This window comes from Pseudomonas sp. WS 5411 (assembly GCF_012985595.1).
GTDB classification, from domain to species: Bacteria; Pseudomonadota; Gammaproteobacteria; order Pseudomonadales; family Pseudomonadaceae; genus Aquipseudomonas; species Aquipseudomonas shahriarae.
Genome location: NZ_JAARMC010000017.1, coordinates 57,402 through 82,701 on the forward strand (window position 1 = coordinate 57,402; position 25,300 = coordinate 82,701).

General features: G+C 60.3%; 24 protein-coding genes. 8 read left to right on the forward strand and 16 right to left on the reverse strand.

What is annotated here, in order from left to right:
- Positions 1–15 precede the first annotated feature (15 nt).
- The 4 genes from HBR93_RS20120 to HBR93_RS20135 form a co-directional block, all read right to left on the reverse strand.
- A complete protein-coding gene (locus tag HBR93_RS20120) occupies positions 16–1,683 on the reverse strand; it encodes an AMP-binding protein (RefSeq protein WP_057958999.1) in 1,668 nt (555 codons plus the stop codon).
- A 240-nt stretch (positions 1,684–1,923) separates the two neighbouring features.
- Positions 1,924–2,373: a phosphohistidine phosphatase SixA gene (gene sixA / locus HBR93_RS20125; protein WP_057438880.1), complete on the reverse strand. Its 450-nt coding sequence runs from the start codon at positions 2,371–2,373 to the stop codon at positions 1,924–1,926.
- Entirely contained in the window at positions 2,370–2,717 is a 348-nt protein-coding gene (locus HBR93_RS20130; RefSeq protein WP_169960933.1) for a DUF4389 domain-containing protein, read from the reverse strand. Before HBR93_RS20130 ends, sixA begins: the two co-directional genes overlap by 4 nt.
- 10 nt (positions 2,718–2,727) lie before the next feature.
- Positions 2,728–3,753: an NAD(P)H-dependent glycerol-3-phosphate dehydrogenase gene (locus HBR93_RS20135; RefSeq protein WP_057958997.1), complete on the reverse strand. Its 1,026-nt coding sequence runs from the start codon at positions 3,751–3,753 to the stop codon at positions 2,728–2,730.
- A gap of 195 nt (positions 3,754–3,948) precedes the next feature.
- On the opposite strand from HBR93_RS20135, the gene HBR93_RS20140 reads away from it, so the two are divergent.
- The 5 genes from HBR93_RS20140 to fabB all read left to right on the forward strand — a co-directional run bounded on the left by HBR93_RS20140 (position 3,949) and on the right by fabB (position 10,897).
- The gene (locus tag HBR93_RS20140) at positions 3,949–6,069 is read left to right on the forward strand and encodes a TonB-dependent receptor (RefSeq protein WP_169960934.1); all 2,121 of its coding nucleotides are present in this window, start codon (positions 3,949–3,951) and stop codon (positions 6,067–6,069) included.
- A gap of 1 nt (position 6,070) precedes the next feature.
- A complete protein-coding gene (locus HBR93_RS20145; RefSeq protein ID WP_258558591.1) occupies positions 6,071–7,003 on the forward strand; it encodes an ABC transporter substrate-binding protein in 933 nt (310 codons plus the stop codon).
- A complete protein-coding gene (locus HBR93_RS20150; protein WP_115127698.1) occupies positions 7,000–8,901 on the forward strand; it encodes an ATP-binding protein in 1,902 nt (633 codons plus the stop codon). Before HBR93_RS20145 ends, HBR93_RS20150 begins: the two co-directional genes overlap by 4 nt.
- A gap of 248 nt (positions 8,902–9,149) precedes the next feature.
- On the forward strand, positions 9,150–9,665 hold the full coding sequence (gene fabA, locus HBR93_RS20155) for a 3-hydroxyacyl-[acyl-carrier-protein] dehydratase FabA (RefSeq protein ID WP_057958993.1): 516 nt from the start codon (positions 9,150–9,152) through the stop codon (positions 9,663–9,665).
- A gap of 11 nt (positions 9,666–9,676) precedes the next feature.
- Positions 9,677–10,897, forward strand: coding sequence for a beta-ketoacyl-ACP synthase I (gene fabB / locus HBR93_RS20160; RefSeq protein WP_057438874.1), 1,221 nt, complete (start codon positions 9,677–9,679; stop codon positions 10,895–10,897).
- A gap of 169 nt (positions 10,898–11,066) precedes the next feature.
- Here the strand turns inward: fabB and HBR93_RS20165 are convergent, their stop codons facing one another.
- From HBR93_RS20165 to HBR93_RS20175, 3 genes are all read right to left on the reverse strand, one after another.
- Positions 11,067–12,692, reverse strand: coding sequence for a methyl-accepting chemotaxis protein (locus tag HBR93_RS20165; protein ID WP_057438873.1), 1,626 nt, complete (start codon positions 12,690–12,692; stop codon positions 11,067–11,069).
- A 139-nt stretch (positions 12,693–12,831) separates the two neighbouring features.
- Positions 12,832–13,296, reverse strand: a complete 465-nt coding sequence (locus HBR93_RS20170) for a DUF3859 domain-containing protein (protein WP_057438872.1) — start codon at positions 13,294–13,296, stop codon at positions 12,832–12,834.
- 67 nt (positions 13,297–13,363) lie between these two features.
- Positions 13,364–14,368: an amidohydrolase family protein gene (locus tag HBR93_RS20175; protein WP_115127695.1), complete on the reverse strand. Its 1,005-nt coding sequence runs from the start codon at positions 14,366–14,368 to the stop codon at positions 13,364–13,366.
- A gap of 139 nt (positions 14,369–14,507) precedes the next feature.
- Here HBR93_RS20175 and HBR93_RS20180 point away from each other — a divergent pair, with 139 nt between their 5' ends.
- Both HBR93_RS20180 and HBR93_RS20185 read left to right on the forward strand, forming a co-directional pair.
- On the forward strand, positions 14,508–14,924 hold the full coding sequence (locus HBR93_RS20180) for an OsmC family protein (protein ID WP_057438871.1): 417 nt from the start codon (positions 14,508–14,510) through the stop codon (positions 14,922–14,924).
- A gap of 64 nt (positions 14,925–14,988) precedes the next feature.
- Positions 14,989–15,855 (forward strand): pirin family protein, encoded by an 867-nt coding sequence (locus HBR93_RS20185; protein WP_169960935.1) that lies wholly within the window; start codon positions 14,989–14,991, stop codon positions 15,853–15,855.
- A gap of 93 nt (positions 15,856–15,948) precedes the next feature.
- Here the strand turns inward: HBR93_RS20185 and HBR93_RS20190 are convergent, their stop codons facing one another.
- The 4 genes from HBR93_RS20190 to HBR93_RS20205 form a co-directional block, all read right to left on the reverse strand.
- The gene (locus HBR93_RS20190; RefSeq protein WP_057958988.1) at positions 15,949–16,677 is read right to left on the reverse strand and encodes a dienelactone hydrolase family protein; all 729 of its coding nucleotides are present in this window, start codon (positions 16,675–16,677) and stop codon (positions 15,949–15,951) included.
- Between the two features lie 67 nt (positions 16,678–16,744).
- The gene (gene htpG / locus HBR93_RS20195) at positions 16,745–18,649 is read right to left on the reverse strand and encodes a molecular chaperone HtpG (RefSeq protein WP_057438909.1); all 1,905 of its coding nucleotides are present in this window, start codon (positions 18,647–18,649) and stop codon (positions 16,745–16,747) included.
- Between the two features lie 89 nt (positions 18,650–18,738).
- Positions 18,739–19,203 (reverse strand): PaaI family thioesterase, encoded by a 465-nt coding sequence (locus tag HBR93_RS20200; protein ID WP_057958987.1) that lies wholly within the window; start codon positions 19,201–19,203, stop codon positions 18,739–18,741.
- Entirely contained in the window at positions 19,200–19,676 is a 477-nt protein-coding gene (locus tag HBR93_RS20205; RefSeq protein WP_057438867.1) for a PaaI family thioesterase, read from the reverse strand. Before HBR93_RS20205 ends, HBR93_RS20200 begins: the two co-directional genes overlap by 4 nt.
- A 158-nt stretch (positions 19,677–19,834) precedes the next feature.
- Between HBR93_RS20205 and HBR93_RS20210 the strand changes: the two genes are divergently transcribed.
- Positions 19,835–20,086, forward strand: coding sequence for a hypothetical protein (locus HBR93_RS20210; protein ID WP_029292691.1), 252 nt, complete (start codon positions 19,835–19,837; stop codon positions 20,084–20,086).
- A gap of 73 nt (positions 20,087–20,159) precedes the next feature.
- On the opposite strand, the gene HBR93_RS20215 is transcribed toward HBR93_RS20210, so the two are convergent.
- From HBR93_RS20215 to sucC, 5 genes are all read right to left on the reverse strand, one after another.
- Positions 20,160–20,561: an MAPEG family protein gene (locus HBR93_RS20215; protein ID WP_057438866.1), complete on the reverse strand. Its 402-nt coding sequence runs from the start codon at positions 20,559–20,561 to the stop codon at positions 20,160–20,162.
- Positions 20,558–21,298, reverse strand: coding sequence for a DUF599 family protein (locus tag HBR93_RS20220; protein WP_057958986.1), 741 nt, complete (start codon positions 21,296–21,298; stop codon positions 20,558–20,560). Before HBR93_RS20220 ends, HBR93_RS20215 begins: the two co-directional genes overlap by 4 nt.
- A gap of 200 nt (positions 21,299–21,498) precedes the next feature.
- Complete coding sequence (brnQ, locus tag HBR93_RS20225) at positions 21,499–22,812, reverse strand: branched-chain amino acid transport system II carrier protein (protein WP_057444573.1); 1,314 nt, start codon at positions 22,810–22,812, stop codon at positions 21,499–21,501.
- Between the two features lie 373 nt (positions 22,813–23,185).
- Entirely contained in the window at positions 23,186–24,067 is an 882-nt protein-coding gene (sucD, locus tag HBR93_RS20230) for a succinate--CoA ligase subunit alpha (protein ID WP_057438865.1), read from the reverse strand.
- The gene (sucC, locus tag HBR93_RS20235) at positions 24,067–25,233 is read right to left on the reverse strand and encodes an ADP-forming succinate--CoA ligase subunit beta (protein WP_003233235.1); all 1,167 of its coding nucleotides are present in this window, start codon (positions 25,231–25,233) and stop codon (positions 24,067–24,069) included. The genes sucD and sucC overlap by 1 nt, the downstream gene beginning before the upstream one ends.
- Positions 25,234–25,300: the final 67 nt, after the last annotated feature.

Consider the following 25,300-nt stretch of genomic DNA (forward strand, 5'->3'; position numbering starts at 1 on the left):
ATTTTATTTGGGTGCTCAATCCTGCCACAGCACTGCCTCGGAACGTGCGCTCCAGGCCTGGAACTGTGGGCCGTAGGTTGACTCGATCACGTTGCGCTTGATCTTCAGGGTCGGTGTCAGAAAGCCGTTTTCCACGGCCCAACTGTCTTTCACCACCACCAGTTGACGCAAGCGCTCATGTTTATCCAGCACTTGGTTGACCTCTTCCAGCAGGCGCTCCAGGCTGCCATGCAAGGATTGCCGGGCCTCGCCGGCGGCCTCCTGCTGGCCCACTGCAGACAGCACGCACAAACCCATCGGCGCGCTCAGGCCATCACCGACCACACACACCTGCTCAATGCGCCCGTGCTCCGCCAGGCGGTTTTCGATGGGGGCCGGGGCGACGTACTTGCCCTTGCTGGTCTTGAAGATCTCCTTGAGCCGCCCGGTCAGGCGCAGGCGGCCTTCGGCATCCTGCTCGCCCTTGTCGCCGGTACGCAGGAAGCCGTCTTCGGTGAGGGTCTCGGCAGTCTTCTGCGGGTCCTTGAAGTAACCGAGCATGGTCGCGCCGCTGCGCACCTGGACTTCACCGGCCGGGTCAATGCGCACCTCCACGTCCGGGCACGGCAGGCCGATCCAGCCAATCTTCTGCTGACCGGGGCGACAGACATGGGAATAACCACAGCTTTCGGTCATGCCATACACCTCCAGCACATCCAGGCCCAGGCGCAGGTACCAGCGTAGCAACGCCTCAGGCACCGGCGCCGCGCCGGACAGGGCCACCCGCACCGCGTCCAGGCCAAGCCCGGCGAGCACCTTGCGCCCGACGCGCTTGCCGATAAATGGCAGGCGCAATAGCAGCTCCAGACGTTTTTCCGGGATTTTGCCGTACACCCCCATCTGGAACTTGGTCCAGATCCGTGGCACGCCAAACAAGGCCGTGGGCCGGGCGCGTTGCAGGTCGGTGAGGAAGGTGTCGAGGCTTTCGGCAAAAAACACCGTTTGCCCGGTGTAGATCGCAGCCATCTCGACAAACATGCGCTCGGCCACATGGCACAGCGGCAGGTAGGACAGCAGCCGGTCGCCCTCCCCCAGGCCGAACAGCTCGGTGCCTCGGGTTGCCGCAAACGCCAGGGCGCCGAAGGTGTGCATCACGCCTTTGGGCAGGCCGGTAGTGCCGGAGGTGTAAATGATGGTGGCCAGGTCCGTGGCAGCCGGCGCCGGGTCATCCTGGATCGGTGAGCAGGCCTGCAGGTCGGCCCAAGTGAAGTCGAACGGGCCCTCGGGGCACAGCGGCAGGCTGATGGTCGCAAGCCCGGCCTTGATGCCTGGGGCCATGGCCGGCCAGTCGTCGAGCTTGCCGATAAACACCAACGCCGCCTCGGAGTGCTCCAGCACATGGGCCACGGAGTCGGCGGTGAGGTTGGGGTACAGCGGCACCGAGACATGCCCGGCCATCCAGATCGCCAGGTCGGCGATAATCCAGTGCGCGCAGTTTTTCGAGATCAGGGCAATGTGCGAGCCCTGGGGCAACTCCCGTGCCCGCAGCCAATGGGCGGCGCAACGGGCCTGGTGGCCGACCTCGCCCCAGGTGAGGGTCTGCACCTCGCCGCCACCCGTGGGCTGGACCAGGAAGCGCTGGCGCGGATGGCGCGCCTCACGTTCAAAGAAGACCTGCAGCGGCAAACGAAAAGCGACAGACATGGGACGCGCTCCTGTGTGTTCCGATGGTAGCCAACCAAGCACTTGCTTGGTGGACTATTCCATGCACACAGGAGCACTGCAAGTCGCTTGCGGGCAGAACGCAATCAAACTGTGGGAAAGGGCTTGTGTGGGGGTGGGCTTGCTCGCGATTGTGCCGTGTCAGTCGATACATTTAGCGACTGATACATTGCTATCGCGGGCAAGCCCGCTCCCACATTGTGCCCAGGTGCGCCTTGGGAACTAAGGGTTTTTCACGCTGTTGAGGCTCATCAGCCCCGCCAGCGGGAAGTCCCCTTCCAGCTCCGCCAGGCTGGCGGTGTGCATCGGTTGCGGCTGGCGCTGGTGCCCGTGCTGCAAAAAGCTGATCAGGTTGCCCACCAAAGGCTGATGGCTGACCAGCAGCACATTGTCATCGGTGTCGAGTTTTTCCAGGACTTGCAGGGGGTTGCCGTCCGGCGTCAGCCACGACACGGTGCGGATTTCTGGCACAAACCCCAACGCCTCGCGCACCAACTGGGCAGTCTGTTGCGCCCGCACATAAGGGCTGGCGATGATCGCGCTGATGGGCTGGCCGATCAGGTGCGCGGCGCTGTGCAGCACTTCTTCGCGGCCACGCTCGGTCAGGTTGCGCTGGGCATCGCTGGGTGCATGGGACTCGGCTTCACCGTGGCGCAACACCCACAGCTTCATAGTTTGGGCTCCTCATCGCGCACCGGGTGCGGGGCTGGCGGCACGCTGTGGGCGGCTTCGCCTTCCGGGGCGCGCGGGGCTGGCCAATCAGCAAAGGGCCAGGGTTTCTGCTCACTGTGGAAACTGCCAAAACGGCCAATCTGCGCGAGGAACTGGCTGAGGCTGTCGCCAAAGTTCATCAGGCCCAGGTTCGGTGCGCCGTAGATCAGGCGGTAGATCAATTGCACCACCACCAACGCCCCGAGGATGAACTGCGCTACTTGCCAGACCAGGGCAAACACCAGCATCCACAGGATGCGCAGGGCAATGGATTCATACTTGGGTGCTGCTTTCGGATCGTTCATCGCGGGTTCCTCAGTTGAAACCACTGGTGGAAATAAAGTCGACATCAGTCTTGGGCTCGGCACGCATCAGCAACTCGATGACCTGGTTCAAGGTGCGCCCTTCGAACAGGATCGCGTGCAGGCCGGCGACCAACGGCATATAGACCCCGGTTTCCTGGGCCTTGGCCTTCAGCACTTTGAGAGTATTGACCCCTTCGGCCACTTCACCCAGGCGGGTGACGGCATCTTCCAGGCTCAGGCCCTGGCCCAGGGCGAAACCGACCTGATAGTTACGGCTTTTCGGTGACGAACAGGTGACGATCAAGTCGCCCACCCCGGCCAGGCCGAGGAAGGTCATGGGGTTGGCGCCCTGGTTGACCGCAAAGCGGGTCATTTCCGCCAGGGCACGGGTAATCAGCATGCTCTTGGTGTTTTCCCCCATGCCCAGGGCCACCGCCATGCCGGCGATGATGGCGTAGACGTTTTTCAACGCGCCGCCCAGTTCTACGCCAAAGCGGTCAGCACTGGCATAGACACGGAAGGTACGGCCATGCAGCACGGCCTGCACCTGTTCGCACAGGGCCTCGTCTTCACTGGCGACCACGGTCGCGGTCAAGGCATGTTCAGCCACTTCCCGCGCCAGGTTCGGCCCGGAGAGCACACCAATGCGCGCCTGGGGCGCGATTTCTTCGAGGATTTCGCTCATCAGCTTGAAGGTCTGGGCCTCGATACCTTTGGTCAAGCTGACCAGCATCTTGCCCGCCAGCCGCTCGGCATGGGGCGCCAGCACCGAGCGCAGGGCACTGGAGGGCAGCGCAACGAAGCACAGGTCGCAGTCATCCAGGGTGGCCTGCAGGTCCGTGACCGGCGTGACCGCAGCGTGAATCTTGATGCCCTTGAGGTAACGGGGGTTTTCGCGGTTGACCCGGATGGCCTCGGCCTGTTCGGGATCGCGCATCCACTGGCGCACCTGATGGCCGTTTTCGGCCAGCAGATTAGCCACGGCGGTACCAAAACTTCCGCCTCCCAGGACCGCAATTGGGCGCTGTTCAGTCATATGCAATCCGTTAATCCATAAGCAGTGGCGATGGCGGCATTATACGGGCCGGCCAGACGGCGACCAGCCCTTCTGTGTTTTCCGCATTTGTCGGAAAATGGCCGAATAGACCACAGTAATTGCGATGGTGCCGACTGGCAAAAGCGCCCGCCTCAGTTAACATGGGCGGCTATCCGCAATTATCAAGGCCGTGCCGTGTATTTGGGCCCTCCTCCTCGTTCATCTCTGTTTCTGGCGCTGTTGGTCAGCACGCCGTTGCTGGCCGACGATCTGTTCCTCGACAACCAGCCACTGCCCCAGGTCCTGACGGCGACCCGACTCAAGCAGTCGGCCGCTGCCGTACCTGGCAGCATGACGGTGATCGACAGCGAACTGATCAAGGCCAGCGGCGCGCGGGATATCGCCGAGTTGCTGCGCCTGGTGCCGGGGATGATGGTGGGCTACACCTCGGGCAACCAGGCTGCAGTCAACTATCACGGCACCAACGCCAGCGAAGCGCGGCGCATGCAGGTGCTGATCGACGGCCGCTCGGTGTACCGCGCCGGCCTGGCCACGGTGGACTGGAGCGATATTCCGGTGGCCATGGAGGATATCGAGCGGATCGAGGTGTTCCGTGGGCCCAATACCGTCAGCTACGGCGCCAATGCGCTGATGGCGGTGGTCAATATCCTCACCCGCTCGCCGGCCAACAGCCAGGGCACTCGGATGAAAATGATCCGGGGCGAGCGCGGGATCAACGATTGGTATGCCAGCCAGGGCCTGGGCTGGGACACCGGCAACCTGCGGCTGTCGCTGTCCGGGCAGCAGGATGACGGCTTTGACAGCGACCGCGTGGGTGCCGACTACCGCGACAGCCGGCGCCTGAGCCGCTTCAGCCTGAAGGTCAGCCAGACCCTCGACCAGCAGCAAAGCATCGACTGGCAGATCAACGCCAAGGAAGGGACCAACCAGCGGCCATACACCTACAAGCCGGTATTTGCCGGGATTACCGATGGCGGTACCGATTCCGACGTCAGCGCCAAGGACTACGCCGCCTCCCTGCGCTGGAACTTCGATTTCAATCCCGACCACAGCATGTATATCCAGGGCTCGGCGCAGCAATGGGATCGCCGGCAGATCTGGAAAGCCTGTGATGCCAAGGTCTCGTTCAGCCCGCAGTTGACGCAACTGTGGCAAATGAACCCCAACTACGCTGAAAAGTTGGCGCGGCACATAAAGGATTTTGAAAACGGCAGCCCACCACCCGGCTCCCCTGCCGAGCAGGCATTGGCCGAAGAAGTCCTGAAACAGTGGAATGACGGCGGCAAGGAAAGTGTCTGCGGCAATATCGACCAAAGCACCAAGGAAAGCCGCTACGACCTGGAAGTGCAGGACACCCTGAGCCTGTCCGACAGCCTGCGCCTGGTCAGCGGCATGAATTACCGCTACGACCGCGCCGATTCCGACACCTACTTCAATGGCCGGCTGGACGACACCACCTGGCGCCTATTCGGCCACCTCGAATGGCGCGCCAGCGAACACTGGCTGTTGCAGGGCGGGGCGATGTATGAAAACACCCAACTGAGCGATAGCTCGCTGACGCCCAGGGTCGCAATCAACTACCTGATCAACCCGCGCCACGGGCTGCGGGCGGTGTACTCCGAAGCCATCCGCTCGCCGGACATGTTCGAGAACAACGTCAATTGGAGCTATAAGGTCACCAACCTCAGTTCCCCCACCTACGGGCAGAACTCCGGCCAGTATTTCGTCAAGACCCGGGGCCCGGGCAACCTCGACAAGGAACTGATGCGCTCCCGGGAACTGGGCTATAACGGCTTTTTTGCGGATTTCGGGCTGAACCTCGACATCAAGCTGTTCTATGACGAAATCACCGGCATGATCAGCGAGCCCCTGCGCAATAACCAGTACATCGCCAGCAACAGTAACAGCTCGCGGTTTACCGGCACCGAAACCCAGCTGGACTGGCACCTGAGTGCCGCCGACCGCCTGCGCCTGACCTATGCTTACGTGGATGCCCACGCCAGCAACGCGCTGGACCGGCAACAGACCGCGCGCAACAGCGGCTCGGCCGGCTGGATGCGCGAGTGGGGGCAAGGCTGGTCCAGCGCGCTGTTCTATTATGGCAACGACGCACTCAACCAATATCGCTTTGAACGGGTCGATATGCGGGTCGCCAAACGCATCGCCCTGGGCAAGGCCAACCTGGAGCTGGCCGGCATGCTGCAACAACGCCTTGACCGCCAGCCCACTACCCATGTCGACAATAACTACGACCAGCGCCATGTCCTCTACTTCAGCGCGGAGCTAGAGTTCTGACATGAACCCTGCCCAGTCAAGGATGACCGCCCTCTTCGGCGCCAGGTTCTGGCGCCGCTGCCTGCTGCTCGTCAGCCTGGCATTGGCCCTGCCCGCGTGGAGCGCCGAAATCCTGCTGACCGCCGCCGAGGATGGACCCGGCGTGCAGGCATTCACCCAGGCCCTGCGCGAACAGCGCCCTGCCGATAGCGTCACCTTCAAGGCCCTGCAAGACATGCCCGCCCCCGGCCAATTACCGACCAGCACCCGCCTGATCCTGCTGGATCTGCCGAGCCTCGACTGGCGCCTGCAGGACCCCCAGGGCCCGGCCACCCTGGTGCTGCGCATCAGTCGCCTGCAAGCCCGCGAGCGCCTGGGCAGCCATGTGCCCGGCAAGATCAGCCTGCTGTGGAGCGATCCGCCCCTGGACCGGCAGCTGCGCCTGATCGCCAATATCCTGCCCCAGGCCCGGCGCATTGGAGTGCTGTACGGTAGCGACAGCGAATTCCTGCTGCCGGAACTGCGCCAACATGCCGCAGCCCTGGACCTGGAAATCGTCGCCCAGCACTGGGACAACATTAATGACAGCCGCCCGCTGCTCAGCCTGTTTAAAAACAGCGATGTATTGCTGGGGCTGGATGATCCCCAACTGTACAACCCGAAAACCGTAAAAAACCTGCTGTTGAGCAGCTACGCCAGGCAACTGCCACTGATCGGTCCCAATGCCGGCTTCGTGCGGGCGGGCAGTCTGGCCAGTACCTACAGCGATCAGGCCGACTGGTTAAATGTGCTTGACCGCCTGCTCGATCACGCGCCGGCCGCCTGGCCGCGCTCGCTGTACCCGGAACACTTTAAAGTCGTGGGCAACCCGCAAGTGGCGCGCTCGCTGGGGATCGAAGTGGTGGACGAGACCACCGTCGCAACCCGATTGGCCGAAGGGGAAAAACACCCATGACCTTGGTTCGCCGCTGGGATATCAACACCCGCACCCAGATCATCACCCTGGGCCCGGCCCTGTTACTGACGCTGCTACTGATCAGCTTCTTTACCTTCGTGCGGATCCAGGACTTGCGCCAGGAACTGGACCACACCGGCCAACTGATCGCCAACCAGTTGGCCCCGGCCACCGAGTACGGGGTGATCTCCGGCAACAATGACGTGCTCGACAGCCTGCTGCGGGCGACGCTGGCCACGCCCCATGTGCGGTTCCTGGAAATTCAGGACAGCGCGGAAAACATCCTGGTGTATGTCGAGCAGCCGTCGGAAAAGCACGACCGTTCGCTGTCGGTGAAAGTCTTCCAGGCGCCGATTCGCCTGCAGCATATCCAGTTGGGCAACGATTTTTTCCAGGACAGCACCGCGCAACCCAAGGCGCCACGGGCCGACTATCTGGGGCGGGTGATTGTCGGCATGTCCAATGACGCCTTCAGCCAGCGCCAACAGGAAATCCTCTTCAAGGCCGGGATCCTCGCGCTGTTTGCCCTACTGTTCACCTTCCTTCTGGCGCGGCGCCTGGCCTCCAGCCTGTCGCAACCGATCAGCGCCATGGGCCATGCGGTCAAGGCAATCCAGCAGGGTGATTACAAGACCCCGCTGCCGATTGTCGACGACTCCGAGCTGGGCGACCTGTCACGGCATATCAACAACCTTGCCGAAGGCCTGCACCATGCCAGTCGCGAACAGCAGCAGGCCATGGCGCAGTTGATTCAGACGCGGGAGGAAGCCGAGCGCGCCAACAGCGCCAAATCCGACTTCCTGGCGATGATGAGCCATGAACTGCGCACGCCGATGAATGGCGTACTGGGCATGCTGCAACTGCTCGAAACCACCGCCATGACCGACGAGCAGACCGAGTACGCCGCGCTGGCCTCGGAGTCCACCGAACACTTGCTCAAAGTCATCAACGATATTCTCGACTTCTCGCGTATCGAACGTTCGGCCCTGGAGCTTGAGCATATTCCGTTCAACCTGGTGGACCTGATCAACAGCTGCGCCCAGGCCTTCCAGCACAGCGCCATACAGCGCGGGCTGGTCCTGGAGTTGCCGATCCCGCCGGGCATGGAAGCGCTGCGCGTGCAGGGCGACCCGACGCGGATCCGGCAGATCCTGGTGAACCTGATCGGTAATGCGCTGAAATTCACCGAACAAGGCACGGTCAGCGTCGAGCCGAACTGGCAGACCCTGGACCACGAACTGCTGTGGTTCACCTGCACCGTGCGCGACACCGGGATTGGTATTTCGGCCGAGCGCCTGGAACTGATGTTCGACGCCTTTCAACAGGCGGACAGCTCTATCTCCAGGCGTTACGGCGGCACCGGCCTGGGCCTGCCGATTGCCCGGACCCTGGCCGAGCGCATGGGTGGCACCTTGCGCGCCCAGAGCGAGGAAGGCCTGGGATCGGTGTTTACCCTGGAAATTCCCCTGGCGATCTGCCAGCAGAGCCTGCCGCAGATTGCTCCGGACGCGCAGCACAAAGCCGGCGCCGGTGAAGGCCGCCATGTGTTGCTGGTGGAGGACAACCCGGTCAACCGCACCGTGGTGCAAGCCATGCTGCGTAGCCTGGGGTTTGAGGTGAGCGTCGCCACCGACGGCGCCGAAGCGATCCGCAGTGCCGAAAGCCTGATCTTCACCGCGATCCTGATGGATTGCCGGCTGCCGGTGATCGACGGTTATGACGCCACCCGCCAGATCCGCCAATTGCCCGGCTGCGCCGACCTGCCGATCATTGCCCTGACGGCCAATGCGTTACAGGGTGATCGCGAAGCCTGCCTGGCCGCCGGAATGAACGATTACCTGGCCAAGCCGTTCAAACGCACGGATTTGCAGCAAATCCTACAGCGCTGGGTGCATTAGATGGGCAGCATCAGCCAACTGCGACTGGCGTGAAAGACGAAAGTGCGGCAGTCTTAGGCACCCGAGCGGGCCTATAAATGAGTCCGGTTTAAAATTTCAGTGCACAAGTGTACATTCATGTCCTTGATGCTGTGACTTTCACTACAACGCAATAGTCTACCTGTAGGCTGCCGACGTGAGGCAAGCACGCTTCAGTCGGTCGGGAAGATTTACCCGGCCCTGCCGCATGGGATTATTGAGGAGCTCGCATGACCAAACAAAACGCCTTTACCCGGGAAGACCTGCTGCGCTGCAGTCGCGGTGAGCTGTTCGGCCCAGGTAACGCGCAACTGCCCGCCCCCAACATGCTGATGGTGGATCGCATCACCCTTATCAGCGAAGAGGGTGGCAAGTACGGCAAAGGTGAATTGGTCGCCGAGCTGGATATCACCCCGGACCTGTGGTTCTTCGCCTGCCATTTCGAAGGTGACCCGGTGATGCCGGGCTGCCTGGGCCTTGATGCCATGTGGCAGCTGGTCGGCTTTTTCCTCGGCTGGCAAGGCCTGCCAGGCCGCGGTCGTGCCCTGGGTTCGGGCGAAGTGAAGTTCTTTGGCCAGGTCCTGCCGACCGCCAAGAAAGTCACCTATAACATTCAAATCAAGCGCGTCCTCAAGGGCAAGCTGAACCTGGCCATCGCCGATGGTTCGGTGAGCGTCGACGGTCGCGAGATCTATACCGCCGAAGGCCTTCGCGTCGGCGTGTTCACTTCCACTGACAACTTTTAAGGGTTATCCGCATGCGCCGCGTCGTTATCACTGGTCTGGGCATCGTTTCGTGCCTGGGCAATGACAAAGAGACCGTCTCCGCTAACCTGCGTGCAAGTCGCCCTGGCATCCGCTTCAACCCGGAATATGCCGAAATGGGTCTGCGTAGCCAGGTTTCCGGCTCCATCGACCTTCCCCTCGAAGAACTGATTGATCGCAAGATCTATCGCTTCGTTGGCCATGCCGCAGCTTATGCCTACCTGGCCATGAAAGACGCGATTGCCGACTCTGGCCTGAGCGACGACCAGGTGTCCAACGTCCGCACCGGCCTGATCGCCGGCTCCGGCGGCGCGTCGACCTTGAACCAGATGGAAGCGCTGGACATCCTGCGCGAGAAAGGCGTCAAGCGCGTTGGCCCGTACCGCGTCACGCGGACCATGGGCAGCACCGTTTCCGCGTGCCTGGCCACGCCCTTCCAGATCAAGGGCGTGAACTACTCGATCTCCTCCGCCTGCGCCACCAGTGCTCACTGCATTGGTACTGCGGTCGAGCAGATCCAGTTGGGCAAGCAGGACATCGTGTTCGCTGGTGGCGGTGAAGAAGAGCACTGGAGCCAATCGTTCCTGTTCGACGCCATGGGTGCACTGTCCACCCAGTACAACGAAACCCCGGAAAAAGCCTCCCGTGCCTACGACGCCAAGCGCGACGGTTTCGTCATCGCCGGCGGTGGCGGCATGGTGGTGGTCGAGGAGCTGGAACACGCTCTGGCCCGTGGCGCGAAGATCTACGCGGAAATCGTCGGCTACGGCGCGACTTCCGACGGCTATGACATGGTCGCGCCAAGCGGCGAAGGTGCCATCCGCTGCATGCAGATGGCCATGGCCACCGTTGATACCCCAATCGACTACCTGAACACCCATGGCACCTCCACTCCGGTGGGCGATGCCAAGGAAATGGAAGGCGTGCGTGCGGTATTCGGCGACAAGGCTCCGGCCATCAGCTCCACCAAGAGCCTGTCGGGTCACTCCCTGGGCGCCGCAGGCGTTCACGAAGCGATCTACTGCCTGCTGATGATGGAAGGCAACTTCATGGCCGGCTCCGCCAACATCGACGAGCTGGACCCAGCCGTTGCCGATATGCCGATCCTGACCAAGACCCGTGAAGATGCCACCATCAACACGGTCATGAGCAACAGCTTCGGCTTCGGTGGCACCAATGCCACCCTGGTGCTCAAGCGCTGGCAGGGTAAGTAATACCCCGCAGGTTGTGCTTATGAAAACGCCCCGACTGGTTCGGGGCGTTTTTTATGGGGTGGGGTTAACTTTAGACCGCGTCGCTTTCATCGCAGGCAAGCCAGCTCCCACATTGATCGCATTCCAACTCGGTCGGGTATGGGCTTGCCTGCGATGGCGATCTTCAGCCCTACACCGAAAACCGCGCCACCATGGTGTTCAGATCCACCGCCAAGCGCGATAACTCCTGGCTCGCCGCACTGGTTTGATTCGCCCCTGCCGACGTCTGCATCGACAGGTCGCGGATATTCATCAGGTTGCGATCCACCTCCCGCGCCACCGCTGCCTGCTGCTCCGAGGCGCTGGCAATCACCAGGTTGCGCTCGTTGATCAGGGTAAACGCCGAGGCAATCTCCTCCAACGCCGTGCCCGCAGACTTGGCAATCTCCAGGGTCGCACGCGCCCGGCCATTACTTTGCTGCATGGAACTGACCGCCTGATCGGTGCCCTGCTGAATCCCGCCGATCATCTGTTCGATTTCCTGGGTCGATTGCTGGGTGCGATGGGCCAAGGCCCGCACTTCATCGGCGACCACCGCAAAACCACGCCCGGCCTCGCCGGCCCGCGCTGCCTCGATCGCCGCATTCAACGCCAGCAGATTGGTCTGCTCGGCAATGGAGCGGATCACATCCAATACCTTGCTGATGCCGTACACCTTCTGCGCCAAGTCCTCGACCTGGGTGGCATTGGCGGTCACGTCGTCGGCCAGGGACTCAATCGACAGCACCGTCTGGTGTACCTGTTCGCGCCCGTGCTGGGCAATACGATCGGATTCGCGCGAGGCCTGTGAGGTAGCTACCGCGTTACTGGCCACCTCCTCCACCGCCGCCGTCATCTGGTTGACCGCCGTGGCGGCCTGTTCGATTTCCTGGCTTTGCTGGTGCAGGCCACGGGTGGCGTCTTCGGTGACCGAACTGAGCTCCTCGGAAGCGGAAGCCAGCTGGCTGGAGGACTGGGAAATACGCTGGATGGTCTCGCGCAGGTTTTCCTGCATGCTCTTGAGCGCCTGCTGCAGGCGCGCGGGCTCGTCCTTGCCGCTGACGGTGATCTCGCCGGTCAAGTCGCCGCTGGCCACCCCTTGGGCGACCCTCAGCGACTGCGCCAGTGGCGACACGATACTGCGGGTCAACAACACGGCCAGGCCGATGGTAATCAGCGCAGTCAGGGCAATCATGCCGATCACCCCTATTCGGGATTGACTGAACACTTGCTGGGCCAGTGCCGCCGCCTGATTGGCGCTGACCTTGTTGAGAGTGACCAGTTCGCCCAGGGTACCGGCCATGGTATCGGCCAGATGATTCATCTCGCCATTGACCACCTTGACCGCATCTTCCAACTGGTTCTGCCGGGACAACGCCATGACCTGCTCCTGGCGTTGCAGGTACTGTTGCTGCTCAACCTTGAAGCGGTCGAACAGTACCTGGTCCTCGGGCAGCACAATCAACGCTTCATACAGCAACTGCGCGGTGTGCAACTGCTTTTTGATTTCGAGGATTTTTTGCTCATTCTGCGCCACCGCCTGAGGGTCGCGATTGACCAGCAGGCGCAGGGTCAGAGCGCGTATGCGCAGCAGATCCTGACTCATTTCACCGGCCGCCATCACACTGGGCAGCCAGTTGGTTTCCACCTGGTCGGACTGCTCGCGCATATTGGCCATTTGCAGCAAGGCGAACCCGCCCAGCACAAACACCATCAACGCCAAAAATCCAAAACCCAAGCCTGCACGCGGAGCGATATTGAGACTTCTGATACTCATTGCGCTGATTCCTTTCAAGAGCGCTGCATCCACCTGCAGCGAGTTGCTCTTGAAAGGTATCGGCGTCTTCGGCTTTTTGCGTAAGACGAAAACGCGATATCAAAACGCCTTTATCTACTGAGTCTATTAGTGTAGCGATTCAGCGCACGGTAAAGCTCTTCTGGGTCAGCAGGCGATCACCCTGGAACACCATGAACCGCCACTCGCCCGGCACCACTTCGTGGCTTTCGGTGAACTCGTAGGCCATCACGTCCTGAGGCGCACCGGGCACCAGTTTCTGGGTCACTTCGAACTTGTCATGCCGCTGGCCATCAGCCGTGCGAATGCCTGGGGTGAAGTAGAGCAAGGTCAGCGGCGTGTCTTCGGCCACCTTGCCGAGCAACTGGTAACGCAGGCCAAACTTGGTCCCCAGCTTGGCCGGCACTACGGTGGTGGCCTGGATCTGCTCGTTGCTACGGCGCAACACGCGCTCGCCCGATTGCAGCTCGGCTTTCGGGCCTTCGAATACGCCGAATTCCACCGGGCCTTCGATACGGACTTCGGCACTGGCCAGGCCGCTGATCATCATCAATGCCGCCAGGGCGCTTAAACGGGTGAGGTGCATAGTGGGCTCCTTGAGTGAGATGGCGGGAGCTTATGACACCGGTATGACGGGACGATGACAAACCCGATCAACGCGCCTTGGGCAAAATCGCCAGGAAATTGTCCCGTGCGACTTTTCGCGCAACGTCTTCAGGCAAGGCATCGAGGAAGGGATTGAAGCTGCGCATCTCCTTACCCAACTTGTTGAACCGCCCTACTACATCAGACCCCAGCATAAAGCGCTCCGGGAAGCGCTCTACCAGCGCCAGCCATTGCGGACGGGGCTTTCCCGCCTCGTCCAGTAAATACGGGGTGAGCACGCTCCAGGACAGGTCGATGTACAGGTTGGGATAAGCCTCCAGCATGCGGCTCAAGGTCGGCAACAGGAAGTCCAGCTGCGTCTGGTGCCGGTGGATCTCCATGCTGGTACCGGCATGGGCCCAGATAAACCGGGTATGCGGATGATTACGCAGTGGCCCTTCGATCTCCGCCAGGTACAAGGGGTTGCGCTCGCGCTTGGAGGTGATGTTGGAGTGCACCAGCACCGGCAGGTCATTCTCGGCGGCCAGGTGATAGATCCGCGTCATGGCCTCGTTATTGGCCCGCGGTGTGTCACCGGAGGTCAGCGCAGTCAGGTCATCGTGGCGGGTGAAGACTTCGCCAATGCCCTGCCACAGGCCCGGATACAGGTCGAGCATGCGCTGGATATGGGCCTCGGAGTTCTTGTCGTTGGGGTTGAAGCCGCTGAGGAACGGGTGGAAATGCTGGCGCTGTTCGGGGGCCAGCTTGCTGACGGCTGCGGCGACGATTACATCGGTGGCGCTGTACCAGTAGGCATCCGCGTCATCTCCAGCGTAATAGCGTGGGCGCTTGGGTTCGTCTTCGTGCCACTTCTTCGCAACCGGGACGCCGGAAATCATCACATGCTCGATGCGATTATCGGCCATGGCCTTGAGCAGCTTGTCCATGCCGGCCGTCTCCTGGAAGAAGTCGACGTAATGCAGGTGCGCGTCGCTGTAGGCATAGTCGCGGGCTTGTACGGTAAGGCTGCTGGCGGCGAGCAACAGGGCAAGACTCAGGCGGGTCCAGGGCACGATACAACCTCAATAAGGGATTAGTCAGGTAGACCAGCGGCGGCCTGCCGGGGTTCAGCTGATAAAAACACGGAACACTCAGGTGCCAGCATGCTCTATAACTGCATGATCTTCATCCTGCCACCCTGTGAGGTTTACCATGCCTGTTATCGTTAATACGCTGAACACCGAGAACTTTCGCCATAGCGTCAACATCAATAACCATGAGCTGTTTACCGACCTGCCCAAGAGCCTGGGTGGCGATGACTCGGCGCCCTCGCCCCACGATTACTTCGACGCCGCGCTGGCCTCATGCAAGGCCCTGACCGTCAAACTGTATGCGCAGAAAAAGGACATCCCCCTGACCGGCGTGACCGTGGAAGTCACCCACGACAGCACCGAGGAGCAAAAGGGCAAGTACAAGCTCAACGTCAAGCTGACCCTCAAGGGTGTGCTCACCGATGAGCAACGCACCGAGCTGCATCGCGTGGCCGACAAATGCCCGGTGCATAAACTGATGACCACCGCCGAGATCAGCATCGAGACCAAACTCGCCGAAGGTGCGTTCAGCCAGTAACACCGATTCCCTGCCTGGCGGGTTATGCTCAAGCCCTACAAACCCGCTCAGACAGGGATGCTCCATGACCACCGTGACTGTGATCCGCCCGCGCGCCGAAGATGTCGAAGGCCAGCCCATCCTGCGCCCGCTGCCCTCGCGGGAATGCCGTAGCGTCGGGCCCTTCGTGTTTTTCGACCATATGCTCCAGACCCGCTATGCCCCTGGCAACGGCATGAATATCCGCCAGCATCCGCATATTGGCTTGTCCACCCTCACCTACCTGTTTGAAGGCGAACTCCTGCACAAGGACAGCCTCGGCTCCGATCAAGTGGTACAGGCCGGTGACGTCAGCTGGATGACCGCCGGCAGCGCCATTGCCCACGTCGAACGCACGCCCGACGCGCTCAAGGCCAAGGGGTTCGATCTACATGGCCTGCAGGTGTGGCTGGCCTCGCCCAAGGCACACGAGCAAGGGCCGGGGCATTACAGCCATCACCCTGCCGCCAGTTTGCCGGTCAGTGACAACCTCGGGGTGGTGATCCGCATGATCGCCGGCAGTGGCTTTTGCCTGGAATCACCGGTGCCAGTGCTGTCACCGACGCTGTATGCCGAAGTCCACATGCAAACCGCCACCACCCTGCTGATTCCGGATGAGCATGTGGAGCGGGCAGTGTATGTGCTGGAAGGTGATGCGCAGCTCGAGGGCGAACCCGTGGAACCCCATAGCCTGGTGGTGCTGCCGGCGGGCCAGAGCATGGCGCTGTTTGCCGAGACCGACTGCCATCTGGTGGTCTTCGGCGGTGCGCCACTGGATGGGCCACGGCGGATCAACTGGAATTTTGTCGCCAGTGACCCGGCATTGATCGAACAGGCTCGCCAGCGCTGGGCGGCCGGGGATTGGCCGACAGTGCCGGGCGAGGCAGGGAGAATTGAGCTGCCTCTGAGATAGCTATCGCGGGCAAGCCCGCCCTCACACTTGGAATGCCCTCCAACATGTGGGAGCGGGCTTGCCCGCGATGGGGCCAACTCAGGCGCTAAATATTCAGCCCTTGAACACTTCATCCAACAAATTATGCATCGCCTGGAACGCTCGCCCAGCGGTCTTGGCGTCGTACATCATCTTGCCCGGCACATTCGCCTGCGGGTCAGTGAACGAATGCACCGCGCCACCGTAGCTCAGCAATTGCCAATCCACCCCGGCCGCGTTCATCTCGTCTTCAAAGGCAGGCAACTGCTCTTTGGGCACCAACGGGTCAGAAGCGCCATGCAGCACCAGCACCGAACCCTTGATGTTCTTCGCGTCTGCCGGGTTGGGCGTGTCGAGGGTGCCATGGAACGACACCGCCGCCTTCAGCGGCGCGCCGGTACGCGCCAGCTCCAGAGAGCAGCAACCGCCAAAGCAGAAGCCAAAGGTCGCCAGCTTCGAGGTATCGACAGCCGCTTCGGCCTGGCCTTGCAGTTGTTCAAGGGCCGCCTGCATGCGCTTGTTGAGCAGCCCACGGTCATTCTTCAACGGCATCATTGCCGCGCCGGCTTCATCACCGTTCGACGGGCGCACCTGTTGCCCGTATAGATCGGCGATCAACACCACATAGCCCTTGCCGGCCACGGCCTTGGCGATCTCTTCGGCGCCTGCGCTGACCCCCATCCAGTTCGGCGCCATCAACAGGCCCGGCAGCGGGCCCTGGTGGCTGGCATCGAAGGCCAGGCGGCTTTCATAAGACTGGCCATCAATCTGATAGACCACGGAACGCACGGTGACTTGGCTCATCATTTTCTCCGGTTGATATCCATGAAAACGAAAAACCCCGCCGAAGCGGGGTTTTCTTGCAGCGTTGTTAAACCGACAGTTCAACCAACAGCTTGTTCAGTCGGCGCACGTAGGCGGCCGGGTCTTTCAAGCTGTCCCCTGCGGCCAGGGCCGCCTGGTCGAAGAGGATGTGCGACAGGTCGCCAAAGCGCTCTTCACTCTGCTCGCCGTCGAGTTTCTCGATCAGCGGGTGAGCCGGGTTGAATTCGAAGATCGGCTTGGAGTCCGGCACCTTCTGCCCGCTGGCTTCCAGGATCTGGCGCATTTGCATGCCCAGGTCCTGCTCGCCAATGGCCAGGATCGCCGGGGAGTCGGTCAGACGGTGGGAAACCCGCACTTCGCTGACAGCATCGCCCAGGGCGGTCTTGATGCGTTCAACCAGGCCTTCTTTGGACTTGGCCACTTCTTCAGCGGCTTTTTTGTCCTCTTCCGAATCCAGGTTACCCAGGTCCAGGTCACCACGGGCCACGTCGACAAAGCTCTTGCCGTCGAAGTCGCTGAGGTAGCTCATCAGCCACTCGTCGATACGGTCGGTGAGCAGCAGCACTTCGATGCCTTTCTTGCGGAAGACTTCCAGATGCGGGCTGTTCTTGACCTGGGCGTAGGTTTCGCCGGTCAGGTAATAAATCTTGTCCTGACCTTCCTTGGCGCGAGCCAGGTACTCGGCCAGAGACACCACCTGCTCGCCGTCTTCGCCTTGAGTCGAGGCAAAACGCAGCAGGCCGGCGATTTTTTCCTTGTTGGCGAAATCTTCAGCCGGGCCTTCTTTCATGACCTGGCCGAAGTTTTTCCAGAAGCCCTTGTACTGCTCAGGCTCGTTCTTCGCCAGTTTTTCCAGCATGTCGAGTACACGCTTGGTCAGCGCCGACTTCATGGAGTCGATGATCGGGTCTTTCTGCAGGATTTCCCGCGACACGTTCAGCGACAGGTCGTTGGAGTCGACCACGCCCTTGATAAAGCGCAGGTACAGCGGCAGGAAGGATTCCGCCTGATCCATCACGAACACGCGCTGCACGTAGAGCTTCAGGCCTTTGGGCGCTTCACGCTGGTACAGGTCGAACGGAGCACGGGCCGGGACGTAGAGCAGCGAGCTGTATTCCAGCTTGCCTTCGACCTTGTTGTGGCTCCAGCTCAGTGGGTTCTCGTAGTCGTGGGCGATGTGCTTGTAGAACTCCTGGTATTCCTCGTCCTTGACCTCGGTACGCGGACGGGTCCACAGGGCGCTGGCGCGGTTGACCACTTCCCATTCCTGGGCTGGAGCCTCCTCGCCTTCGGCCGCCGCTTGTTCTTTCGGCAGTTCGATCGGCAGCGCGATATGGTCGGAGTACTTCTTGATGATATTGCGCAGGCGCCAGCCATCGGCGAATTCATCTTCACCGGACTTGAGGTGCAGCACGATGCGGGTACCGCGGTCGGCCTTGTCGACGGTGGCGATTTCGAATTCGCCCTCGCCCTTGGAGGCCCAGTGCACGCCTTCGCTGGCGTCGAGGCCGGCGCGGCGGCTGAACACTTCAACTTTGTCGGCGACGATAAAGGCCGAGTAGAAGCCCACGCCGAACTGGCCGATCAGGTGCGAATCTTTCTTCTGGTCGCCCGACAGGTTCTTCATGAAATCGGCGGTGCCGGATTTGGCGATAGTGCCCAAATGGGTAATCGCATCTTCACGGCTCATGCCGATGCCGTTGTCTTCGAGGGTGACGGTCTTGGCGTCCTTGTCGAAGCTCACACGGATTTTCAGTTCCGCGCCACCTTCCAGCAACTCAGGCTTGGACAGGGCTTCGAAACGTAATTTGTCGACAGCGTCAGAGGCGTTCGAGATCAATTCGCGAAGGAAGATTTCCTTGTTGGAATACAGCGAATGGATCATGAGGTGCAGCAGCTGCTTCACCTCGGTCTGGAAGCCCAGGGTTTCCTTTTGAGTTTCCACACTCATGGTCATCAAACTCCAATTGGATGGCAGTGGCCGCACCCGAAAGGGTTAGCGGCGGGTTGTCATCAAAGTTGGGGGCTAAGACCAGGATTTCAAGGGCGGGCCTGCTCCTGAATCTTGAAATGCGCGCGAGCGGTCGCGATAGGTTCGGCCGGGGTGCTTTGCCAGGCAGTGATTGCCACATTGGCCACCCGCCGTCCCTGGCGCCACACCTGGCAGGTGGCAAAGGTGTCGCGAAACTGCCCGGCCCGCAGGTAATCCAGGGAAAAATCGACGATCTTGGGCAAGCCTTTTTCAACCCCTGGGGTGCCCGTGGCCACCCATAGATGAAAGGCTGCCGACAGCTCCATAAAGCCTGCGATCACACCGCCATGGATGGCCGGCAATATCGGGTTACCAATATTGTCCTTGTTGGCCGGCATGCGAAACAGCAACTCATCCCCCAGGCGCGTGCATTCAACACCGATCAGCCTGGCGTAGGGGATCAGTTCGAGCAGCGCCTTATAGTCGCCCCGGTGATGGGCCTGTTGCATGCGGGTCTTGAATTGATGGGTCATGCCTGTTCTCCCTTGATGCTGCTGCCCAGTCCTTTAGTGCCCTTCAGGCGTTTGCCCATGCGCATGAACGTGCCCACCACATGGGCAATCGGCTGCTGGGGGTCATCCTGATAAGCGAAGCCACGGGTGAAAATCACATCGGTGGTCACCCGATAGCATTGGGCAAAGCCGAACACCGCCTTGTGCGGCTCGGCCGGGTGCATGTAGTCGATACGCAGATCCAGGGTCGGGCAGACCTCAAACTCCGGAAGCACACACAGAGTGGCCATGCCACAGGCCGTATCCATCAGGGAGGTCAGGGCGCCGCCATGGATAATCCCGGTTTGCGGGTCACCGACAATCTGCGCGCTATAGGGCAAGAGCAAAGTCATGCCCTGGGGGCTCGCATCATGTACTTGGATGCCCAGGACCTGACAGTGACGCAGGGCCGAAACAAAACGTGCAGCACGCTCTAAAAGGGGGCTATCGGTCATTGGATAAAGACTCTTATTAGTAGTGATCCGGCGAAACAAATACCCCGGAAGAAAGTTCCTTAGCGAAACAGCCTATATATCTGTGGGATTAAAGGAACTAATGCGTGCACCCCATGCTCGAAAGGCCAGTAGATATCTTCAATAAGGAGAAACACCCCATGCGCAAGACTTTCGCTGTTTCCTTGATGTTGGCTGCCGCCCTTGGCCTCGCTGCCTGCGATAAAAAATCCGAGGACAAAGCTCAGGATGCCAACCAGCATGCTGAACAAGCTCAAGAAAAAATGAGCGAAGCTCAGGATAAAGTGAACGACGCTGCAAAAGAAAACGCCGAAGCCGCCAAAGCCCAAGCTGAATCTGACGCCGCCGCCGCTAAAGAAGCTGCTCCAGCTACACCTGCAACCGGTTCCTGATACCGTGGTTTAAATACCACGTTGCAAAAGAAAGCCCGCTTAATAGCGGGCTTTACTTTGTGCGGAGCTTTTATCAAATCAGCAAAGTGCGAAATGTCGGACTAAGCATCAACAACAGTGAACACAGTAACCCCACCACCCACACCAGGCTGCGTTGCCATGCCAAGTCGGCCCAGTAGCACGCAAGATAGACTACCCGCGCAATCACAAAGATGATCGCCAGCCAATCAATCAGGTAGCCCTGGGTCTGAGTGGTATGGGCCATCAATACACCCACTGCAAACAAGATAAACGCTTCAAAACTGTTTTGATGAGCGGCCACTGCCCGTGCGCCGAAGCCGGTCAATTGCGCTTGCTGGCTGCGGGGAAGGTGGTTGTCATACCCGCCCTGCTCTTTCATGGCCTTGCCCACGGGCATGCGCGCCACGAAAATCAGCAGTGCACTGATAAATACACACCAGAACGGAATACTCACGATGTTGCCTCCTTGGTCGCTTCAGGCATCGGTGCCTCTGTAGGGGTATAGACCATGACCTCCAGAACGTCGGAATGAAATTCCCGGCGATACAACACCAGCACCACCCCGCTGCTCATCAGCATGAACAGCCAGGGGCTGACAAACCAGGCAAGCATGGTCATGCCGAAGTAATAGGAACGCAGGCCGAAGTTGAACTGGTTGGCGGCCATCGAAATCACCCGCGCAGCCCGTGAGGCAAACGCCTTGCGCTCCTGCTCGGAGACGTGGCGTTCACCGACCATCGGCGCCGAGCCAATCAGGATCGCCGCGAAGTTGTACTGGCGCATGCACCAACTAAAAGTAAAGAACGCATAGACAAACACCAGGGCCAGGCACAGCAGCTTGATCTCCGACATCCCCTGGGACGCCTGCTGCACCATGGGAATGTCCGCCAGCAGCGAGACCGCGCGCTCCGAAGCCCCCAGCACGGTAAGGATACCGGCGAGGATGATCAGGGTGCTGGAGGCGAAAAACGAGGCGTTGCGTTCCAGGTTGCCGATCACGCTGGCATCGGCGATGCGGTTGTCGCGCAGGAGCATGCGGCGCATCCAGTCTTCGCGATACAGGTGCAGCACACTGGCCAGGCAGGCCGTGTCCCGGGCTTTCCAGCTGGCGTAGCGGGTGTAGCCGCCCCAGCAGATGACGAACCACAGTGCAGCAAGCAAGTGAATCAGGTTGGCTTCGACAAATGACATGCGGGTCCTCTAAACAATAGGGCTGGCTAACTCGGTCAGTATGGGAGCAGGCCAGCCCCCACACTGACCGTGCTCCTGATCTGGAAAATTCATCACCCTTTCGACGTTAGCCCACAAAAAAAGACACTGCCCACCGCCCATAAAAAATGCCCCGGATCGTTTGATACGGGGCATTTCGATGTCAGCTTGTGACGAGCGCTTTAGGCGATGGCTTCGCTGCGCTTGCCGAGCATACGGTCAACCCCGAATGCAGCCACCAGGGTAATCACACAAGGCACCAGCCAGGCCAGGCCTTGCTCGCTCAATGGCAGGTTAGCCATTTGCGCAGGCATCCAACCCGCCAGCCCCGCACCCTTAAGGGCGTCGATGGTGCCAAAGATAAACGACACCAACATCACCGGACCCAGGATGCGGCCATGCTCATGCCAGAAGTCTTTGCAGAAGCTCAGCGCCACCAGCACGATGCACGGCGGGTAGATGGCGGTCAGTACCGGGATCGAGAACGCGATCAGCTTGGTCAGGCCCAGGTTAGACACCAGCAGCGAAAACGCAGCAAGGATCACCACCAAAGTCTTGTAGGACAGTGGCAATACCCGGCTGAAGTACTCGGCGCAGGCACAGGTCAGGCCCACGGCGGTGACCAGGCACGCCAGGGAGATAAGCACCGCGAGGAAACCGCTGCCCAGGGAGCCAAAGGTGTGTTGAACATAGGCGTGCAACACGGCTGCGCCGTTGGCTGCGCCGGCGGCCACTTCATGGCTGCCCGAACCGAGGCGAAACAGGCTGATGTACACCAGCGCCAGACCCAGGCCGGCAATCAGCCCGGCAATGATCGCGTAGCGGGTGATCAACTGCGGCGACTCGACACCACGGGAGCGGATAGCGTTGACGATCACGATGCCAAACACCAGCGCGCCCAGGGTATCCATGGTCAGGTAACCATTGATAAAGCCCTGGGAGAACGGTGCGGCGACGTACTCAGGCGTAGCAACGCCGATATCACCCGCAGGCAGAGCAAAGGCCGCGATACCCAGGACCGCCAGCGCAATGATTTTCAGCGGCGCGAGAAAACGGCCGACGGTATCCAACAGGCGCCCTGGGTACAGGGAGATGAAGAACACCAGCAGGAAGTACACCGAGCTGTAGAGGAACAGTGCCAGCGGGCTTTCGCCGGTCAATGGCGCCAGGCCGACTTCAAACGACACCGTCGCGGTACGCGGGGTGGCGAACAATGGCCCGACTGCCAGGTAGCACGCGGCAGCCAGGATGCCACCGGCGACCTTGCCGATAGGGCTGCTCAACGCGTCCATGCCACCGCCGACCTTGGCCAGGGCGATGACCGTAACCACCGGCAGACCGACTGCGGTGATCAGGAAACCCAGCGCCGCCATCCAGACATGCGGCCCGGACTGCAAACCAACGATAGGCGGGAAGATGATGTTGCCGGCGCCCACGAACAGGGCAAAAGTCATAAAGCCCAACGCCAGGATATCCTGGCCTTTCAACACTTTCATTTGAGGAAATACCACACTACTGAATCGGAATTTAGAGGGGGATTCCCTATGGATGAGGGAAATACTGCCGGCCCTTATGGGGACCGACCGGTCTAGCACGCGGCTTCCTTTTGGGATGCAGGCGCATAAAGAGGCGGCAAGAGTACCGAATTTGTCTGACAAACGCACTGTTGCGGGGCGGACTGTCCGATAAGCGACACTTTGATGTCGCGTTTTCATACTTAATTTGGCAATGCTGTCCACTGTGGGAGCTGGCTTGCCTGCGATGCAAACGGCGCGGTGATACAGGCCAGCTCCCACAGTGGATGGCAGAATGCACAAAGGCCACCCGAAGGTGGCCTTTGTGTGGTGAAGCGTCAGTTAAGCGCGAGGCTTACTTGATCGCCCAGCCAGTCAGCTCGGACAAAGCCTTGCCGATGTCTGCCAGCGAACGCACGGTTTTCACGCCTGCGTCTTCCAGGGCAGCAAACTTCTCGTCTGCAGTACCCTTGCCGCCAGAGATGATTGCGCCAGCATGGCCCATGCGCTTGCCCGCAGGGGCAGTCACACCAGCGATGTAGGAAACAACTGGCTTGGTCACGTGTGCCTTGATGTAGGCAGCCGCTTCTTCTTCAGCCGAACCGCCGATCTCACCGATCATCACGATCGCTTCGGTCTTCGGGTCTTCCTGGAACAGTTTCAGGATGTCGATGAAGTTCGAGCCTGGGATCGGGTCACCGCCGATGCCGACGCAAGTCGACTGACCGAAACCGGCGTCAGTGGTCTGCTTCACAGCTTCGTAGGTCAGGGTGCCGGAACGGGAAACGATACCGACTTTGCCTGGCAAGTGAATGTGACCTGGCATGATGCCGATCTTGCATTCGCCTGGAGTGATCACGCCTGGGCAGTTAGGGCCGATCAGGGTAACACCCAGCTCGTCGCACTTAACTTTAGCGTCCAGCATGTCCAGGGTAGGAATGCCTTCGGTGATGCAAACGATCAGCTTGATGCCGCCGAATGCCGCTTCCAGGATGGAGTCTTTGCAGAAAGGAGCTGGAACGTAGATCACGCTGGCGGTGGCGCCAGTTTGAGCTACAGCTTCTTTCACGGTGTTGAACACTGGCAGGCCCAGGTGCTCGGTGCCGCCTTTGCCCGGAGTTACGCCACCAACCATCTTGGTGCCGTATTCGAGGGCTTGCTGGGTGTGGAAGCTACCTTGCGAACCGGTAATACCCTGGCAGATAACTTTGGTGTCTTTATTGATCAGGACGCTCATTATTTGCCCTCCGCAGCTTTGACAACTTGTTGAGCAGCGTCGGTCAGGCTGGTTGCAGCGATGATGTTCAAACCGCTTTCTGCCAGTACTTTAGCGCCCAGTTCAGCGTTGTTGCCTTCAAGGCGTACAACAACCGGGATTTTCACGCCGACTTCTTTCACTGCACCGATGATGCCTTCGGCAATCATGTCGCAACGAACGATGCCGCCGAAGATGTTGACCAGTACTGCAGCGACGTTGGAGTCGGACAGGATGATCTTGAATGCTTCGGTAACGCGTTCTTTGGTAGCACCGCCGCCTACGTCGAGGAAGTTGGCTGGTTTGCCGCCATGCAGGTTGACGATGTCCATGGTACCCATGGCCAGGCCAGCACCGTTGACCATGCAACCGATGTTACCTTCCAGGGCTACGTAGTTCAGTTCGAACTTGGCAGCGTGCGCTTCGCGCGGATCGTCTTGCGACGGATCGTGGAAAGTCTTCAGCTTAGGCTGACGGTACATGGCGTTGGCGTCGATGTTGATCTTGGCGTCGAGGCAATGCAGATCGCCGTCAGCCTTGATCACCAGCGGGTTCACTTCCAGCAGGGCCAGATCGTGATCCTGGAACAGTTTGGCCAGACCTACGAAGATCTTGGCGAACTGGGCAACTTGCTTGCCTTCCAGACCCAGCTGGAAAGCCAGCTCGCGACCCTGGAATGGCTGAGCGCCAACCAGTGGATCGATAGTGGCTTTCAGAATTTTTTCTGGGGTTTCGTGAGCGATCTTCTCAATGTCCACGCCACCTTCGGTGGAAGCCATGAACACGATGCGACGGCTCGAACGGTCAACGACAGCGCCCAGGTACAGCTCTTTAGCGATATCAGTGCACGATTCAACCAGGATCTTGGTGACTGGCTGGCCATTGGCGTCAGTCTGGTAAGTCACCAGACGCTTGCCCAGCCACTGCTGTGCGAAGGCCTTGGCGTCTTCTTTGCTGCGAACCAGCTTAACGCCGCCCGCTTTACCGCGACCACCAGCGTGGACCTGGGCTTTGACAACCCATTCAGTACCGCCGATTTTGTCGCAAGCTTCTGCTGCTGCTTCCGGGGTGTCTACTGCGTAGCCCTTGGAAACTGGCAGGCCGTACTCAGCGAACAGCTGCTTACCCTGATACTCGTGAAGATTCATGCTTTTTACCGTCTTCGTTAGGTACTGCGCATTCGGCGCTGCGCTCATTATGAGTGCCGCGCCACCT

Excerpts from the sequence above, each read along its gene's own strand:
- HBR93_RS20120 (WP_057958999.1), bottom strand. The coding sequence starts at position 1,683 with ATGTCTGTCGCTTTTCGTTTGCCGCTGCAGGTCTTCTTTGAACGTGAG.
- sixA (WP_057438880.1), bottom strand. The coding sequence starts at position 2,373 with ATGAAGCTGTGGGTGTTGCGCCACGGTGAAGCCGAGTCCCATGCACCC.
- HBR93_RS20130 (WP_169960933.1), bottom strand. The coding sequence starts at position 2,717 with ATGAACGATCCGAAAGCAGCACCCAAGTATGAATCCATTGCCCTGCGC.
- HBR93_RS20135 (WP_057958997.1), bottom strand. The coding sequence starts at position 3,753 with ATGACTGAACAGCGCCCAATTGCGGTCCTGGGAGGCGGAAGTTTTGGT.
- HBR93_RS20145 (WP_258558591.1), top strand. The coding sequence starts at position 6,071 with ATGAACCCTGCCCAGTCAAGGATGACCGCCCTCTTCGGCGCCAGGTTC.
- HBR93_RS20150 (WP_115127698.1), top strand. The coding sequence starts at position 7,000 with ATGACCTTGGTTCGCCGCTGGGATATCAACACCCGCACCCAGATCATC.
- fabA (WP_057958993.1), top strand. The coding sequence starts at position 9,150 with ATGACCAAACAAAACGCCTTTACCCGGGAAGACCTGCTGCGCTGCAGT.
- fabB (WP_057438874.1), top strand. The coding sequence starts at position 9,677 with ATGCGCCGCGTCGTTATCACTGGTCTGGGCATCGTTTCGTGCCTGGGC.
- HBR93_RS20165 (WP_057438873.1), bottom strand. The coding sequence starts at position 12,692 with ATGAGTATCAGAAGTCTCAATATCGCTCCGCGTGCAGGCTTGGGTTTT.
- HBR93_RS20170 (WP_057438872.1), bottom strand. The coding sequence starts at position 13,296 with ATGCACCTCACCCGTTTAAGCGCCCTGGCGGCATTGATGATGATCAGC.
- HBR93_RS20180 (WP_057438871.1), top strand. The coding sequence starts at position 14,508 with ATGCCTGTTATCGTTAATACGCTGAACACCGAGAACTTTCGCCATAGC.
- HBR93_RS20185 (WP_169960935.1), top strand. The coding sequence starts at position 14,989 with ATGACCACCGTGACTGTGATCCGCCCGCGCGCCGAAGATGTCGAAGGC.
- HBR93_RS20190 (WP_057958988.1), bottom strand. The coding sequence starts at position 16,677 with ATGAGCCAAGTCACCGTGCGTTCCGTGGTCTATCAGATTGATGGCCAG.
- htpG (WP_057438909.1), bottom strand. The coding sequence starts at position 18,649 with ATGAGTGTGGAAACTCAAAAGGAAACCCTGGGCTTCCAGACCGAGGTG.
- HBR93_RS20200 (WP_057958987.1), bottom strand. The coding sequence starts at position 19,203 with ATGACCCATCAATTCAAGACCCGCATGCAACAGGCCCATCACCGGGGC.
- HBR93_RS20205 (WP_057438867.1), bottom strand. The coding sequence starts at position 19,676 with ATGACCGATAGCCCCCTTTTAGAGCGTGCTGCACGTTTTGTTTCGGCC.
- HBR93_RS20210 (WP_029292691.1), top strand. The coding sequence starts at position 19,835 with ATGCGCAAGACTTTCGCTGTTTCCTTGATGTTGGCTGCCGCCCTTGGC.
- HBR93_RS20220 (WP_057958986.1), bottom strand. The coding sequence starts at position 21,298 with ATGTCATTTGTCGAAGCCAACCTGATTCACTTGCTTGCTGCACTGTGG.
- brnQ (WP_057444573.1), bottom strand. The coding sequence starts at position 22,812 with ATGAAAGTGTTGAAAGGCCAGGATATCCTGGCGTTGGGCTTTATGACT.
- sucD (WP_057438865.1), bottom strand. The coding sequence starts at position 24,067 with ATGAGCGTCCTGATCAATAAAGACACCAAAGTTATCTGCCAGGGTATT.
- sucC (WP_003233235.1), bottom strand. The coding sequence starts at position 25,233 with ATGAATCTTCACGAGTATCAGGGTAAGCAGCTGTTCGCTGAGTACGGC.